11 protein-coding genes are annotated in these 15,449 nt (G+C 75.4%); 7 read left to right on the top strand and 4 right to left on the bottom strand.

Going from position 1 to position 15,449, the window contains the following annotated elements:
• The first annotated feature begins 39 nt into the window (after positions 1 to 39).
• The 3 genes from CCE02nite_RS02310 to CCE02nite_RS02300 all read left to right on the top strand — a co-directional run bounded on the left by CCE02nite_RS02310 (position 40) and on the right by CCE02nite_RS02300 (position 2,685).
• Positions 40 to 1,209 (top strand): iron-containing redox enzyme family protein, encoded by a 1,170-nt coding sequence (locus CCE02nite_RS02310; RefSeq protein ID WP_141387802.1) that lies wholly within the window; start codon positions 40 to 42, stop codon positions 1,207 to 1,209.
• Between the two features lie 115 nt (positions 1,210 to 1,324).
• Positions 1,325 to 1,546, top strand: a complete 222-nt coding sequence (locus CCE02nite_RS02305) for a CDGSH iron-sulfur domain-containing protein (protein ID WP_308463673.1) — start codon at positions 1,325 to 1,327, stop codon at positions 1,544 to 1,546.
• 701 nt (positions 1,547 to 2,247) lie between these two features.
• Positions 2,248 to 2,685 (top strand): SRPBCC family protein, encoded by a 438-nt coding sequence (locus CCE02nite_RS02300; protein ID WP_141387798.1) that lies wholly within the window; start codon positions 2,248 to 2,250, stop codon positions 2,683 to 2,685.
• A gap of 167 nt (positions 2,686 to 2,852) precedes the next feature.
• On the opposite strand, the gene CCE02nite_RS02295 is transcribed toward CCE02nite_RS02300, so the two are convergent.
• On the bottom strand, positions 2,853 to 4,046 hold the full coding sequence (locus CCE02nite_RS02295) for a zinc-dependent alcohol dehydrogenase (RefSeq protein WP_141387796.1): 1,194 nt from the start codon (positions 4,044 to 4,046) through the stop codon (positions 2,853 to 2,855).
• Between the two features lie 320 nt (positions 4,047 to 4,366).
• Here CCE02nite_RS02295 and CCE02nite_RS02290 point away from each other — a divergent pair, with 320 nt between their 5' ends.
• The gene (locus tag CCE02nite_RS02290) at positions 4,367 to 5,494 is read left to right on the top strand and encodes an FUSC family protein (RefSeq protein WP_141387794.1); all 1,128 of its coding nucleotides are present in this window, start codon (positions 4,367 to 4,369) and stop codon (positions 5,492 to 5,494) included.
• A gap of 141 nt (positions 5,495 to 5,635) precedes the next feature.
• Here CCE02nite_RS02290 and CCE02nite_RS02285 read toward each other — a convergent pair whose 3' ends face one another.
• Together CCE02nite_RS02285 and CCE02nite_RS20865 are read right to left on the bottom strand one after the other, a co-directional pair.
• The gene (locus CCE02nite_RS02285) at positions 5,636 to 9,532 is read right to left on the bottom strand and encodes a PQQ-dependent sugar dehydrogenase (protein WP_255318582.1); all 3,897 of its coding nucleotides are present in this window, start codon (positions 9,530 to 9,532) and stop codon (positions 5,636 to 5,638) included.
• 316 nt (positions 9,533 to 9,848) lie between these two features.
• Entirely contained in the window at positions 9,849 to 10,403 is a 555-nt protein-coding gene (locus CCE02nite_RS20865) for an SHOCT domain-containing protein (RefSeq protein WP_255318581.1), read from the bottom strand.
• Between the two features lie 185 nt (positions 10,404 to 10,588).
• Between CCE02nite_RS20865 and CCE02nite_RS02275 the strand changes: the two genes are divergently transcribed.
• The 3 genes from CCE02nite_RS02275 to CCE02nite_RS02260 all read left to right on the top strand — a co-directional run bounded on the left by CCE02nite_RS02275 (position 10,589) and on the right by CCE02nite_RS02260 (position 15,150).
• A complete protein-coding gene (locus CCE02nite_RS02275; RefSeq protein ID WP_141387988.1) occupies positions 10,589 to 10,972 on the top strand; it encodes an SHOCT domain-containing protein in 384 nt (127 codons plus the stop codon).
• Between the two features lie 10 nt (positions 10,973 to 10,982).
• Complete coding sequence (locus CCE02nite_RS02265) at positions 10,983 to 12,425, top strand: hypothetical protein (protein ID WP_170227188.1); 1,443 nt, start codon at positions 10,983 to 10,985, stop codon at positions 12,423 to 12,425.
• A 61-nt stretch (positions 12,426 to 12,486) separates the two neighbouring features.
• On the top strand, positions 12,487 to 15,150 hold the full coding sequence (locus tag CCE02nite_RS02260; RefSeq protein WP_141387788.1) for a winged helix-turn-helix domain-containing protein: 2,664 nt from the start codon (positions 12,487 to 12,489) through the stop codon (positions 15,148 to 15,150).
• Here CCE02nite_RS02260 and CCE02nite_RS02255 read toward each other — a convergent pair.
• Positions 15,078 to 15,401: a P-type ATPase actuator domain-containing protein gene (locus tag CCE02nite_RS02255; protein ID WP_141387786.1), complete on the bottom strand. Its 324-nt coding sequence runs from the start codon at positions 15,399 to 15,401 to the stop codon at positions 15,078 to 15,080. The two genes, CCE02nite_RS02260 and CCE02nite_RS02255, sit on opposite strands and share 73 nt — an antisense overlap.
• Positions 15,402 to 15,449: the final 48 nt, after the last annotated feature.

Below are 15,449 nucleotides of genomic sequence, written 5' to 3'. Positions count from 1 at the left end.
AGCAGGGGCGCCGTCCGCGCGAGCGCGAGGAGCCCCAGCATGACCTCCACCGCCGTCCCTGCCCGGGTCCCGGGCGCCGGACCGGAGTCCCCGACCGACTGTGCAGCGGGTCGCCTGCCGCTGCCGCGAGCCCGTGGACCGCTGACTGCGGCGCTCCTGGGAGCGCTCGTCGCCGGGCCGCCCGGGGACGAGGCGGCCGAGCGGCTGCGACCCGTCCGGGACATCGCCGGCCCCGCGCTGGACGAGGCCGGCGAACGCGTCCTGCGCGACGACGACGTCCAGCTCGCGCTCGCGGTCCTCTACGAGCTGCACTACCGCGGGGTCGACGGGGTCGACGACGCGTGGGAGTGGGAGCCTGCGCTGCTCGCCGTCCGCGCGAGGCTCGAGGCTCCGTTCGAGGCCGCCGTGCGCGAGCGCGCGGGCCGGCCGGCGTGCGCGGAGACGGACGCGGCGGGAGTGGCCCGCCGGCTCTTCGAGCTCGCCGCCGCCGACGACGGCCCGAGCCTGTCGCGCTACGTCGCCAAGCGCGCGGACGCCGGGCAGGCGCGCGAGCTCCTGGCGCTCAAGTCGCTGTACCAGCTCAAGGAGGCCGACCCGCACACGTGGGCCGTGCCCCGGCTCGCCGGGACGCCCAAGGCCGCGCTCGTGGAGATCCAGGCCGACGAGTACGGCGGCGGGCGGCCCGGGCGGATGCACGCGGAGCTGTTCGCGCGCGCGATGCGCGGCGTCGGCCTCGACGACACCTACGGCCGCTACGTCGACCTGGTGCCCGCGGTGGCCCTCGCGGCGGTCAACACGATGTCCCTGTTCGGCCTGCACCGCAGGCTGCGGGGCGCGATCGTCGGGCACCTCGCCGCCTTCGAGATGACGTCGTCGGTGCCGAGCCGCCTCTACGGGAACGGGTTCCGGCGCCTGGGCCACGACGCGGACACGACCTGGTACTTCGACGAGCACGTGGAGGCGGACGCGGTCCACGAGCAGATCGCGGCGCGCGACCTCGCCGGCCGCCTCGTCGAGCAGGAGCCGGCGCTGCGCGACGACGTCCTGCTGGGCGCGGCCGCGTGCCTCGCCGTCGAGGGCGACGTCGCCGCGCACGTGCTCGAGCGCTGGCAGGCGGGGGAGTCGGCGCTGCGCGCGCCGCTCGAGCCCGTCGCGGCGGGCCCTGCGCCGGGGGGACCCGCCGAGGACGGTGACCACCAGCGTGTCTGACCTGCTGCGGGACGCGGATCCGTCGCGCCGTCCAGTCGATGGCAGAGCCGCGCGGGACGAACGGGGAGGGGCCACGACGACGGGGGAGTCGCACAACTACGTGGAGGAGGTCGTCGTGACGGCCTGCCCCGACGGCCCGCTGCTCGTCCGCGGCCCCGCCCGCCTCGTCGACCAGGAGGGGAAGGAGATCGAGCGGCACCGTGCGACCGTCGCGCTGTGCCGCTGCGGCGGCACCGCGATCCCACCGTGGTGCGACGGGACGCACAAGGTCAACGGCTACCGGAGCGGGGACGACGAGGGGCGCTCCACGGCGAGCGAAGCCGGGACCGGCGCGTAGAACCACACCCGTGGAACGCGGCCGCGGGCCGGGGCTTGGGCGGCCGGCCGACATGGGTGCGCTCCATCCCCGCCTCGCGGAAGAGCGGCGTGCGCGTCGGGCCCGGCAAGAGCACCGTGGGCACGATCGCCAGTGCTCGCGCGCGAGCACACGAACCCGGGACGTGCGTCGCCCTCGTCCGGGCGGGCCGGGACGAGGGCGGTCGCCGCGGGGCAGGCGTGCGGCGATCTTCTTCACCGGCTGCCGCGCGACGGGCACCACGCGAGGTTCTCGGGCCGCACGTCGCCGCCCGGCGGCGGGTGAACTTCCGAGCGGCGCGTGGGTCGACGTCCCCCTGCTCGGCGTCGGAGTCGGTGTCGATGCTCGGACCGCGCCCGGGCGGCGCGGTCCTGCCGCCGTCTCACGGCGACCCGACGCTCGCAGACGCCCGGTGCTTGCGCCACCAGGCCTTCGTGGCCTGGCGGGATCGGAGGCGGCACGCCTCGACGGCGAGGGGTTCGACTCGGGCACGACGGGACGTGACGCGGGCCCTCACGTGCCCCCTGCGGAATGCTGGCGATGCCCATGGTACGGAGCCCTTCCTGAGGCCTCCGCGCGTCGTCGCGAGGACCTCTCACGCGACGTCGGACGGCGCGAGCAAGCGCGCACTCGCCCCGACCGCGAGCGGTTGCCAGTGCCGGGCCCGGGACTAGCGTCGCTTCATGGTGACCGTCACACGAGCCGTCGGACGCCCCCCGGACGCGGTGCTCGGCGTGCTCGCGGACGGGTGGTCGTACTCGACGTGGGTCGTCGGGACGGCGCGCGTGCGCGCCGTCGACGACGCGTGGCCCGCGCCGGGGTCGCGGATCCTCCACTCGGTCGGGCTCTGGCCCGCGCTCCTCGACGACGAGACGGTCGTGCGCGCGTGGAAGCCGGGCCGTGGGATCGACCTGGTGGCGCGGGGCTGGCCCGCCGGGGAGGCGCGGGTCCGGATCGAGGTGGCGCCCACGGCTGACGGGTGCGTCGTGCGCATCGTCGAGGACGCGGAGAAGGGGCCGGGGACGCTCGTCCCGCGGCCCGTGCGCAGCGCGCTGATCGGCCCGCGCAACGTCGAGACGCTGCGCCGGCTCGCGTTCCTCGCCGAGCGCCGGAACCCGTAGCGGGGCCCGCGCCCGGGTCCGCGGTCGCCGCAGGCGGGCGACCAGCGCGTCCGGGAGGCGCCCGGCGCCCCCGGTCGGGACGGGGAAGCCCACGTCCTGTCCCAGCATGGCGAGCAGCCACCCGAGCACCCCGCTGCCCGCGCCGACGACGACCGCGTCGATGGTGGTCAGGCCCACGGGTCGAGCACGACCTTGATGCAGCCGTCCTCCTTGCGCTGGAACGTGCGGTACGCGTCCGGTGCGGACTCGAGCGGGAGCCGGTGCGTGCGCAGGTCCAGGACGCCGAGCGGGTCGGAGACGTCGGCGGCGAGAGGGAGGACGTCGTCGGTCCACCGTCGCACGTTCGCCTGGCCCATGCGCAGCGTCACCTGCTTGTCGAAGAGCTGCATCATCGGCAGGGGGTCCTTGGCGCCGCCGTAGACGCCCGAGATGGACACCGTCCCGCCGCGGCGCACGAGGTCGAACGCGGTGTAGAGGGCCGCGAGGCGGTCGGTCGCCGCGCGCTCGGTGAGCGGCGCTGCGATCGCGTCGGGCAGGACGCCGACGACCTTCTGCGTGGCCTCGGCGAGAGGGGAGCCGTGGGCCTCCATGCCGACCGCGTCGATGACGGAGTCGGCGCCGCGGCCGGACGTGAGGTCGCGCACCGCCGAGGCGAGGTCGTCGACGGCGGACGGGTCGAGGGTCTCGACGCCGTGCCGCTCGGCCATCGCGCGCCGCTCCGGCACGAGGTCGACGCCCACGACGCGGGACGCCCCGCGGTGGAGCGCGATCCGGGCGGACATCTGCCCGATGGGACCGAGGCCGAGGACCACGACCGTGCCGCCGGGCGGGACGTCGGCGTACTCGACGGCCTGCCACGCGGTGGGCAGGACGTCCGACAGGTAGAGGTAGCGCTCGTCCGGGGAGCCGTCGTCGGGCACGACGACGGGCCCGTACTGGGCCTGCGGCACGCGCAGGTACTGGGCCTGGCCGCCGGGGACCTGGCCGTAGAGCTTGGTGTACCCGAAGAGCGCGGCGCCCTTGTCCTGAGAGCGGACCTGCGTCGTCTCGCACTGCGTCTGGAGGCCGCGCTCGCACATCCAGCAGTGCCCGCACGCGATGTTGAACGGGATGACGACGCGGTCGCCGACCCGGAGGTTCCCGGCCTCCGGCCCCACCTCCTCGACGACGCCCATCGCCTCGTGGCCCAGGACGTCGCCCGCGTCGAGGAACATCCCGAGCACCCCGTACAGGTGCAGGTCGGAGCCGCAGATCGCGGTCGACGTGACGCGCACGACCGCGTCCGTGGGCTGCTCGATCCGAGGATCGGGCACGTCCTCGACGCTCACCTTCTCGCGTCCCTGCCAGGTCAGTGCTCGCATGGTGCTGCCGTCCTTCCGTGGGGGTGGTGCGTACCTCGGGCTCGGCCCTTGCCCACCGTCGTCGCTACCCCTCGGCGAAGTGCCACCTCGTGGGGCCACGGGCGGGCGACAGGGTGCTCGACGCCACCGTGGTGCTCGACGGCGTCGGCGGCTGGCTGCACCGACGCCGCCAGTGAAGCACCGGCCCTGCCCGCTCACACGCCGAGCCGGTTCTCCGGCGCACCGGACGCGGCGGAGCCGGACGCCTCGGGAGCATCGGGAGGCGTCGAGCGTCCTCCGTGGGCGTGCGGGCACCGGTGGTGCGCGGCACCCTCGTTCCCGTGGTGAGCGAGGACGGGACCGCGGGCGGGAGCCGTCGCGGCGGGCGGGCGGCCGAGGCCGGGGCGCGCGCGCGTCGTGCCGTGGCGGCCGCGCAGCGGCAGTGGGTGCGCCACCCGCGGTGGTCGCTCGCGATCAAGGGAGCGGTCGCCGCCGCCGTCGCGTGGTTCGTGGGCGTGCTCGCGCCCGAGCCCTTCTCCGACTACCCCTACTACGCGCCGCTGGGCGCCGTCGTCGCGACGACGAGCACGCTCGCCCGCTCGGTCCGCGAGTCCACCCAGGCGATCCTCGCGATCCTCGTCGGCGCGGCCATCGCCCGCGGCGTCGACCTCGTCCTCTTCCCGAGCGCGCTGTCCGTCGCGCTCGTCGTCGGGCTCGCGCTCCTGTGCTCGGGGTGGCGTCGCTTCGGCGAGATGGGCACGTGGGCGGTGACGTCCGCGCTGTTCGTCCTCATCATCGGCAACGCGGCCAAGGTCGAGTTCGTCGGCGCGTACGCCGGGCTCGTCGTCGTGGGCGCGGCCATCGGCGTCGGGATCAACCTCCTGGTCCCGCCGCTGCCGCTCACGCCGACCGAGGAGGCGCTCGACGGGCTGCGCGACACGCTCGTCGACCAGGTCGAGGCGCTCGCGGACGGGCTCGACGGGGAGCGGCCGCCGTCCGCGGAGGAGTGGGAGGAGCGCCGCCACGAGGTGGAGCCGACGCTCGCACGTGCGCGTGACGCCGTCTCTCGCACGCGTGAGGCCGCGCGGGCGAACATCCGCCTGCGCCGGCACCGGGACTGGGCGGTCTCCCAGGTGCGGCGCGCGCGGGAGCTGGAGGTGTCGGCGGACGTCGTGGGGTCGCTCGTCCGGCTCCTCGTCGAGTGGGAGCGCGAGGGGCGCGACGACCTCGCGCTGGGAGCCCGCCTGCGCCCGCTCGCGGCCCGTGCGCTCGGCGCCTACGCGGCCGCCCTGCGCTCCGTCGGCACCGAGCCCGCCGACGAGGAGGGGCTGCGCGCCCTCGCCGCTCGTACGGAGGACCTGCGCAGGGCGGTCCGGGAGGCGCGGCGGGAGCTCGACGAGGACTACTTCGTCGCGGGCGCGGTCGTGCTCGCCCTCCGGCGGGGTGCGGCGGTCCTCGCCGCCGCGTGATCCCGGTCTCGCTCCGTCGCTCCCGCACCACGGCGGGACCGGGACGCGCGAGCCGCCCCGGTCCCGCCGGCTGGTCGGACGCAGCCGTCGCGGGGCCGGGGCGGCTCACGCGGTCAGGAGCTGGCGCTCACGCGCGGGAGGTCACCCGCACGTGTGCGCGTCGTGCTCGACCACGACCTCGCTCGTCACCTCCTCGCCGTCGACCGTCGCGGTCGCGGAGACCTTGACCTCACCGGCCTCGACCGACGTCGTGCGCGTCGCGAACGACTGGTAGGCGGCCTTGCCGGGCTGGACGTCCGCGACCGTGCGCGACCCGAAAGCGGTCGTGAGGGTCACGTCGGCCGGCACGTCGGACGCGTTCGTCGCCGCGACGGCGAGGTACGCCTTGCCGGCGAGGCAGCGCGGCGAGACGGCCACGTCGAGCTCGACCCGGGCCGGCTCCTCGGCCGGCGTGACCACGAGGTCGCGCAGGCTGCCGGTGTTGTCGAACGAGCCGAAGCCGACGCGTCCCGCGGTGAACGTCGTGTCGTTCGCCGTGAGGAGCGGGGTGTCGAGGCCGTCGAGGTACACGGCGATGTCGCCGCTGTCCGCGCAGCGCACGACGCGCACGTCGTGCCACTCCTCGTCGGTGACCGCCGGGGGAGCGCCGACGGCACCGTCCCACTGGTCGTCGATCCGCTCCCGGTCCTTGCCGTCGACCTTGAAGATGCCGTTGTGGGCGTAGATCGTGTTGTCCTGCGAGAGATGGGCGTAGTAGTACTCCGTGTCCGACTGCCAGCCGAACACCACGATCACGTCCCGGTTGTTCACCGATGCCGGGGCGTCGAGCTTGACCTCGGCGTCGAGCGCGAACGAGCCGAGCTCGGGACCCTCGGTGAGGACGGCGTACTCGAACGGGCGGCGGATGCCGTCCGCCGGGTCGGTGCCGGCCTGCGCGAGCACGATCCGGTCGCCCGGGAACTGCCACTTCGACGGCGTGCGCGGCGCCCAGCTCTCACCGGCCATGACGTCCGTGATCGGCTCGCCCGCCGGCGCGCACGACGGCGGCGTCGGGGGCTCGACCGGCTGGGCGCCGAACCGGGCGTACTGCGCCGCGACCTGCTCCGGCGTGGGGACGACGTCGAGGAACATGAGGTCGTCCATGCGGCCGTGGAACGGGTTGGCCTCCCGCGTGTCCTGCGGGAAGCTGCCGCCGATCTTGAGCCCGGCCGGGTCGGTCGGGGACGTGGCCCCGGCGCCCCACGGGTTCGAGGCCGTGTACCGGCCCTCGAGCTCCTCGCCGTTCATGTAGAGCTTCATCTCGCCGCCCGCGAAGTCGAACGTCGCGGCGAGGTGGACCCAGCGGTTGCGCTCGAGGATCTGGTCCCACGGCAGGTCGGCGGCGAACGTCCAGGACCCGGCGCCGTCGACCCGGCGGCCGAGCGCGACGAGCTTGAGCTCGTTCCCGACCGTGATGACCTCGAGCAGCGCGCGCACCGCGTGGCCGTCCGAGGTCCCGGTGAGGACGCCCGCGAGCCCGATCGCGTTGTAGCGGTCGTCGGGGTTCGCGGTGCCCGAGTTGGGGGCCGGGTGCTCGCCGGTCGGCTTGAACCAGCCCATGACCGAGATCTCGTCCGCGCCCGCGAAGGCGCCGAGCGAGTCCACGCCCGCGGGGTCGTAGACGCCGGCCTTCCAGTCGTCGTTCGACGCCGTGAGCGGGCTCATCTGCTGCGTCTGCAGCGCCTCGCCCGCGCCGGGGTAGGCACGGTCGGCCACGCGCATCTCGACGCCGCCGTTGACGAGCTGGATGTTCGTGCCGGACCAGCCCTGATCGGCCTCCCACGTCGTCGCGCCCGCGACCGGGTGGTCGAAGTCGTAGTGCGCCGCGACGTTCCCGGCGAGCTCGGGGAGCACGACGGGTGAGGACGCCCCGACGCGCCGCGCGCCGGTGACCTGCCAGATCTTCCCGTTGGCCTTCGAGATGAGGTACAGCTCGCCGTCGGCGTCGGACCCGAAGCGCAGGTCGACGCGCTGGTCGCCGACGAGCTCCTGGAACGTGGTCTCCTCCCCGTCGGCGAACACCCGCAGGTGCTCGATCTCGGCCAGGTCCGCGGGGTCGCCGTCGTTGCGCACCATCTCGTCCTGCTCGGTGGCGAGCACCCAGCCGCGCACGAGGTCGGTGAAGAGGTAGCGCCCGCGCAGCTCGGGGATGTCGCCGCGGTACACGAACCCGCCGTTGAGCGCGACGCCCGCGTCGCCGGTCTGGCCGGGGTCGCGGTTGTGGTCGTACGCGGCCACGGGGTAGGTGAACCCGTTCTCCGCGTCGTTCGCGGGCAGCGGGTAGATCTGGCGGTTGTCGGCGAGGAACGACCCCTCGCGCACGGACCAGCCGAAGTTGTCGCCCGGCTCGACGGCATAGACCGACTCGACCTGCCACTCGCCGATGTGCCCCAGGTACATCGTGTGGTCGCCCTCGGGGTCCCAGCTGATGCGGTGCGGGTCGCGCAGGCCGACCGCGTAGATCTCCGGCAGCGCGCCCGGCGTGCCGACGAACGGGTTGTCGGCGGGGATGCCGTACCGCCCGTTGGCGGCGTTCGTGCCCAGCGGGTCGATGCGGAAGACCTTGCCCTGCGGCGTCGCGAGGTTCTGCGGGTTGCCGTTGCCGACGCCGTTGCCGCCGTCGCCCACGAGGACGTAGAGGTTCCCGTAGTCGGCGTCGCCCTCGGTCACCGTGGGGTTGAACGCGATCTGCTGCACCGTGTGCACGCGGCCGGCGAACGGCACGCGCAGGACCTCGCGGCTCGTGCCCGCGAAGACCGGTGCGGACGGGTCGGTCGCCTTCCACTCCGTGACGACGCTGTGGAACTGCGTGTTGCCGTACGCCGGGTAGTCCGGGGTGTCCTGCGTCAGCGCCGTGCCGCCCTCGGTGTGCACCGTGTAGAACAGGCCGTTCTCGGCGAAGTCGGGGTGGAACTCGGCGGAGCCGAGGCCGGTGCCGAGGCCCGCGCTGTTGTGGAAGTTGTCGAGGAACTGCTGGCGCACGTCCAGGTACGGCACGTACGCGCCGGTGTCCTTGTCGACCGTGTAGAGGACCGCGTTGTTGTCGGGCACCATGAGGCGGCCCGAGCCGTCCGGGATCTCGTCGAGGTGCGTGATGCGGTTGTGCCGGACGAGGCGCTGGTCCTGGGTGGCCGGGGTCGTCTGCGACTCGGGGAGCTGGGCGAGCTCCGTGACCTCGATCCCGAGCGTCGACGGCGTCGGGTCGGGCAGGGGGTTGAGCAGCGGCTCGTTCGGCGTCGTGCCGCCCGCGGCGCAGTCGGCCGGGTTGCCCGTGGGGATCGCGAGGTTCTGCCCGGCCGTGTCGACCGCGACGTCGTCGAGCATGAGGCGCCCGGCGCTGCTGGCGCCGTTGATCCAGAAGAACCGGTCGAGCGCCGACGTCACGCCCTGGCGGAAGCCGAACTGCTGCTCCGTGCCCTCGGGCAGCCGGGTGATCTCCTCGTAGGGTCCGCCCTGGCTGTAGACGCTGACCTTGTCCGTCGCGTTGTCGGCGACGATCCAGACGCACTGCCACGTGTCGCGCGACCAGACGCCCGCGGGCTTGAAGGCGCCGCCGTCGCGCACGAGCATGACGTCGTTGTTCTGGTTGTTCACGTACGCGCGGCTGTGCGCGTAGTCGGACGGCGCGTCGAGGTCGGTGATGCCGAACGACGTGTCGACGCTCCCCGTCCGCATGAAGCGGAAGAACACGGTCCCGGTCGTGCCGTCGGCGATCCCGGGGACGGCACGGTGGGCGCGCTGCGTGCCCCCGACCATCTCGAGGACCTGGTTGTTGCCGTTGAGCGGGTCGGCGATGACCCGCGCCGCGGACGAGGCGGACCAGCCGTCCTGACCGTTCAGGGCGGTGCGCTGGTAGGCCTCGAAGCTGAGGATCTCGCTGAACTCGTCCGCGGCCTCCTCCGCGGCCGCCGGTGGTCCGAGGAGGGTGCCCCCCAGGACGGCCGCGAGGGAGAGGGCGATGGCCGCTCTCCCTCGTCGGCTCGAATGCGTAGACGTCATCGTCTGCTCCGTTTCGTCGGGTGGTGCCGGCACGACAACGGTGAGCGCTGTCATGTCTCCGACCCGCCGGCCGTCCGTCGCCGGGTCGGGTTCCTGCACTCCGCCGGTTCTCCTCGGCCGCGTCGTTGCGCCGGGGTCCGCACGGGCCGCGCGCACGGTCGGTGGCAGCCCTCGGCCGCCGTGTCCTGCTCTCCCGTCCGGCTCGAGCTGCACGTCCGTGTGCGCGACCCTCGCAGCGTAGGGAAGGCGCTTTCCGAGTGTCAAGAGACACGCGCGGGCGGCGCGTCCGGGCCGCACGGGCCTCCATGGACGCCGGCTACTGCCCGAGGATGCGCGCCTTCTGCGTCGCGAGCTCCGCGTCCGTGAGGACCCCCTGGTCGCGCAGCGCGGCGAGCTCGCGCAGCTGCGCGATGCGCACGTCCATCGCGTCGGCCGGGAGCGGCTCCGAGGCGGCGGGGGAGCCCGGGGGAGCGGCGGCCTGCGGATCGTCGCCGGACGCGGGCTCGCGCAGGCCGGAGGCGACGGCGAGCAGCCGGGCGAGGTCCGCGTCCCGGAGCCGGTAGGACGTGGGCGACCCCGGGAGGGCGCGGCCGACGTCGCGCAGCATCTCCTGCACCAGCGCGCCCACGGGGCCGCGGACGACGACCTCGACGTCGGCCCGCTGCCCCGGCGCCGCGGTGCGCAGCTCGAGCAGGTCGAGGCCGAGCGCGGCGAGTCGCTGGAGCAACCCGTACAGCGCGGCCTGGTCGCGCACGGTCGCCTCGAGCAGCGTGCACTCCGCCGTCCGGTGGACGCCGAGCTCGGCCAGGTCGGCCGCGGGGAGCGCCACGGGTCCCAGCACCGTCACCTCGACCATCGTCGTGCCGTCCATGCGCCTCTCCCGGATCGCCCACGTCGGACCAGGATGCGGGCGCGCCGCGAGGCGCGGATCACCCGGCGCGGGTGCCCCGGGGCGGTGCGACGGCGACTACCCCCGGCGGGTGAGCACGCGGACGGGCGGACGACCCACAGTGGGACCGTCACGGGACGTCCGTGACCCGACAGGAGGGGTGCTCGATGGACGGCTTCTGGGACTGGTTCTGGCTCATGGTGTGGTGGTTCTTCTTCATCGCGTACCTCGTCGTGCTGTTCCAGATCGTCGCCGACCTGTTCCGCGACAAGGCGCTCAGCGGCTGGTGGAAGGCGCTGTGGATCATCGCGCTGATCTTCGTCCCCTACCTCTCGGCGCTGGTCTACGTCATCGCCCGCGGGCGCGGCATGGCCGAGCGCCACGCCGAGGAGGACCGCGCACGGCGCCAGGTCATGGACGACTACGTCCGGGCGACCGCGAGCACCGGACGTTCGCCGGCGAGCGAGATCGCGGACGCGAAGGCGCTCTACGACGCCGGGACCATCGACGCCGACGAGTTCGCCCGGCTCAAGGCGCGGGCGCTCGCCTGAGGAACCCGTGATGGCCGACGAGAGCGAGCCCGCGACCAGAGCCGGGACCGGTGCCGAGACCGACGACGTGGCGGCACGGCTCGCCGCGCTCGAGCGCGAGAACGCGGAGCTGCGGCGTTGGCTCGAGGAACGGCCGACGGCGGTCGGCGGCGGGGCGGGGACGGGGACGGGGGCGAGTACGGCTCCGCCGTCCGCCGTCCGCCGTCCCCGGCGCCGGCTGCGGGCCGTGGCGTGCGCCGTGCTCATCACGCTGGGGGCGCTGCTCGCCCCGCTGGGCGCGGTCTCGGCGTGGGCCCAGCGCGAGCTGACGGACACCGACCGGTACGTCGCGACGGTCGGCCCGCTCGCCGCGGACCCGGTCGTGCAGTCCGCGGTGGCGGGGCGGCTCACCGAGGTCGTCATGTCCCGCATCGACGTCGGGGCGCTCGTCGACGACCTCGTCGGAGGACTGGAGGAGCGGGACGTCCCGCCGCGCGCCACCCAGGCGCTCGCCGCGCTCGAGGCGCCGCTCCAGAGCGGCGTCGAGTCCCTGGTGCACGAGACCGCGACCCGGCTCGTCGAGAGCGACGCGTTCGAGGGTGCCTGGCTCCAGGCGAACCGCGTGGCGCACCAGCAGCTCGTCGCCGTCATGCGCGGCGAGGACGGCGACATCCTCCAGGTGGACGACGGCCGCCTCAGCATCCAGCTCTCCGGTCTGATCGACCTGCTCAAGGAGCGGCTCGTCGACCGCGGCCTGGGCGTCGCCGCCCGCATCCCGTCGGTCGACGCGACGTTCACCATCGCCCAGTCGGCGGAGCTCGTCATGCTCCAGAACCGGTACGCGCAGATCGTGACGCTCACGACGTGGCTGCCGTGGGTGGTGATCGCCCTGCTCGCCGCCGGGGTCCTCGTCGCGAACCGTCGGTCGCGCGCGCTCGTCGTGGCGGGGCTGGCGCTGACCGGGGCGATGGTCGCGCTCGGCGTCGGCCTCGCCGTGGCGCGCGGGCTCTACCTCGGAGCGCTCTCGGGGCAGGTGCTACGGCTCGACGCTGCGGAGGTCGTGTTCGACCAGGCCGTGGGGTACCTCCGTCTCACGCTGCGCACCGTGGGCGTGCTCGGCCTCGTGGTCGCGCTCGCCGCGTACCTCGGCGGGTCCAGCGCATCCGCGCGCAGCCTGCGTGCGGGGCTGGGCCGCGCGGGCGCCGCGGTGCGCGGGTGGGGCGAGGGCCGCGGAGTCTCCGCCGGCCCGGTCGGCGACTGGCTCGGGCGGCACAAGGCCTTCGTGCGCGTCGTCGTCATCGGCGTCGCCGCTCTCGTCCTCCTCCTGGCGGGTTCCCTGACACCGGGCCTCGTGGTGGGTGTCGCGCTCGTCGCGGGCGTCGTGCTCGTCGTCGTCGAGATCCTCGCCCGACCGCCGGTCGACGCCGACCGCCAGGGCGCCGTCGCGTCGCCGTCCGGCGCGGGGCCGGCCTGACGCGCGCACGATCCGACGTTCCCGCCGTGCGGTCCTGGGACCCCGGGCCTAGCCTGCACTCATGGCCTCGGTCAAGCCACGTGCCGAGCGGACGGTGGTCGTGCGCAGCGCCGACGCCCCCGAGGTCCTGGGTGCCCGGACGTCGGTCCCGGAGCTCCCCGCCACGACGGTCGCGCGCCCCGCGGTCGAGACCCTCGTCACCTCTGCCGTGACGCGGCGTCTGACGCTCGTGTCGGCCGGCCCGGGCTGGGGCAAGACGACTGCCGTGGCACGGTGGGCGCGCGCTGCCACCGGCCTGCGGGTCGCCTGGCTGACGCTGGAGCCGTTCGACGACAAGCCCGCCGCGTTCTGGGCCGACGTCCTGTCCGCGCTGCGTGCCGCCGGCGCCGTCCCCCCGGGGCACCCGCTCGAGACGCTCGTCGTCCCGCCGCGGCTCTCGCCCGCGCTCCTGCGGCGGGTGCTCGCCGCCGTCGAGCAGCTGCCCGAGCCGGTCGTGCTCGTGCTGGACGACTTCCACCACGCGGCGCGCGCCGACGTCGCGGCGACCGTCGACGACCTGCTGCGCTACCCGTTGCCCCTCCACCTCGTCGTGCTCACGCGCGTCGACCCGCTGGTCCGGCTCCAGCGGCTGCGCGCGCAGGGTGAGGTCGCCGAGGTCGGTGCGGCCGACCTCGCGTTCGACGCCCCGGCCGTCACGACGCTCGCCGCGGTGCACGGGAAGCCGCTCTCGGCGGACGACGCGCGGCGCGTCCTCGACGAGACGGGCGGTTGGGCGGTGGGCGTCCGCCTCCGGGTCGAGGCCGACGACGCCGCGAGCCGGGCTCGCGCCGACCGCTCGGCGGCGGAGTTCCTCCTGGCGGAGGTCCTCGACGGCCAGGCCCCGGCGACGCGCGGCTTCCTCCTGCGCACGAGCGTGACGTCGGCCGTGTGCCCCGACCTCGCGTCCGCGCTGGACCCGGGGGCGCCGGCGGAGCGGCTGCTCCCTGCCTTCGCCGCGTCCGACGGCTTCGTCATGGCGGCGGGCGAGCATCGCACCTGGTACCGGTACCACCCGCTCCTGCGAGAGATGCTCCTGAGCCAGCTCCGGGTCGAGGACCCGGCCCGGCTGCGTGACGCGCACCGCGCGGCGGCGCGCTGGTTCGCGCGGGACGGCGACGCGGTGCGGGCGCTCGAGCACGCTGCCGCCGCGGAGGACTGGCCCCTCGTGGGTGAGGTCTTCGTCGAGGGGGCTGCCGCGCAGCTCGCGGGCCCGCACCGTGAGACCGTCGCGGACACCCTGCGACACGTGCCGTACGCGACGATCGGGGTGGACGCACGGCTGCACCTGTGCGCAGGCGCGCTGGCGTACGTCGACGAGCGGTTCGACGCCGCCCGCCGGCACGTGGCGACCGCCCGCGACCTCCTCGACCCCGCTGAGCAGCCCGCCGCGGCCGTGCTCCTGGAGCTGCTCGACGCCTCGATCGCGCGCGCGACGGGGGACGTGCGCCGCCTCGCGACGGCCGCCGGCGCCGCCCTCGCGACCGCGGACGCCGCGCCCTACCCGTTCCCCGCGCTCGACACCTACCGCGGCCTCGCGCGCGCCCACCGCGCCGCGGGCCTCGCCTGGTGCTCGGTGGGCCCGGAGCCGGCGACGGCCTCGTCCGCGCTCGCGCCGCCTCCTGGTCGCGACTGGCTGGCTCCCCAGCTGTTCGTCCTGGGCGCACGGGCCGCGGCGTCCCTCCTCGCGGTCGCGGAGGGCCGGCTCGACGAGGGCGACTCGGCCGCGCGAGAGGTCGTCGCGGAGGCCGAGCCCCGGGGGTGGGACGGGTACGCCCACGTGCGCCCGGCGCACGCGGCCCGGGCGTGGGTGCTGTATCTGCGCGCGTCGGACGACGCCCTCGACCGGGAGCTCGCGCACGCGCTGGCGGCCGACGCCGGGGGCCGAGAGCCGGCGTCCGAGGCGGCCGTCCGGCTCCTCCAGGCCCTCGCGGCGGCGGACCGCGGGCACGCCGGGGCCGCGCGGCACGCGCTGGTCGCGGCCGACCGCGCGCTCGGGCCCGTCGCGACGCCCCCGGTCCTCGCCGACCTGTGGGTCCGGGCGACGGCCGCCGTCCGGCTGCTCGACGACGGGACGCAGCCCGCGCTGCCGGTGCGCGTCCGGCGGGAAGGGCTGGGCACGGCCGGCGTCGTCGCGGTGTGCGGCGCGCGCGAGCTGCTCGCGACCGGGCGGACCGGGGCCGCGCTGCGCGCCGTGTCGGGTCTCATGGACGCGGGGGAGGGCGAGGTCGACGTCGTCGTCCGGGTCGAGGCGGCGCTCGTCGAGGCGTCGGCCCTGGCCCGGGCCGGCACCCGCCGCGTGGAGGTCCCGCTGGCCCGCGCCCTGGACCTCGCGGCCGTCGAGCGGGTCGCTCGCCCGTTCCTCACCGTCGTCGTGCGCGAGCTCCGTCCGGCCCTCGCGCGTGCCGTCGCCGCGCGCGGCGACGCGCTCGCCGCGCGGCTGCGCGCCCACCTCGACCCCGCGGAGCGCGCGCCGGAGCCGGCTCCGCTCGTCGAGCCCCTCACCGAGCGGGAGCTGGCGATCCTCGCCGTCCTGCCGTCGATGGCGAGCAACGTCGAGATCGCCGAGGACTTCTTCGTCTCGGTGAACACCGTGAAGGCGCACCTCAAGTCCGTCTACCGCAAGCTCGGCGTGAGCTCGCGCCGCGACGCCGTGCGACGGGGCCGCGAGCTCGGCGTCGTGCCCTGAGCCGCCGCTCGGACCTGGGCGGACGAGACCTCGGCCGGGACATAGGGCGCGCCCCGGTGCCGGTCGACCTGTCGCAGCACGAGCGCGCGCACGCCCCACCGGCGGCCGTCGAGGTCGACCGTCCCGACGATCCGCTGGAGCCGCTCGTCCGCCGGGATCGTGCTCCCGGCCTCGAGGCGGACGACGTCGCCCGGCACGAGCTCCTCCGCGGGCACCAGCTCCTGGCGCCCGTAGCGGGAGGGACCCACCACGGTCGCAGCGGACCCGGGGGCGGGGCCTCACCCGTCGGGGGTGAGCGC

The organism is Cellulosimicrobium cellulans, assembly GCF_006539945.1.
In the GTDB taxonomy this organism is placed as follows: Bacteria; Actinomycetota; Actinomycetes; order Actinomycetales; family Cellulomonadaceae; genus Cellulosimicrobium; species Cellulosimicrobium cellulans.
Note: the sequence above shows the minus strand (reverse complement) of the source record. Positions and strands in the feature narration are given on the sequence as shown.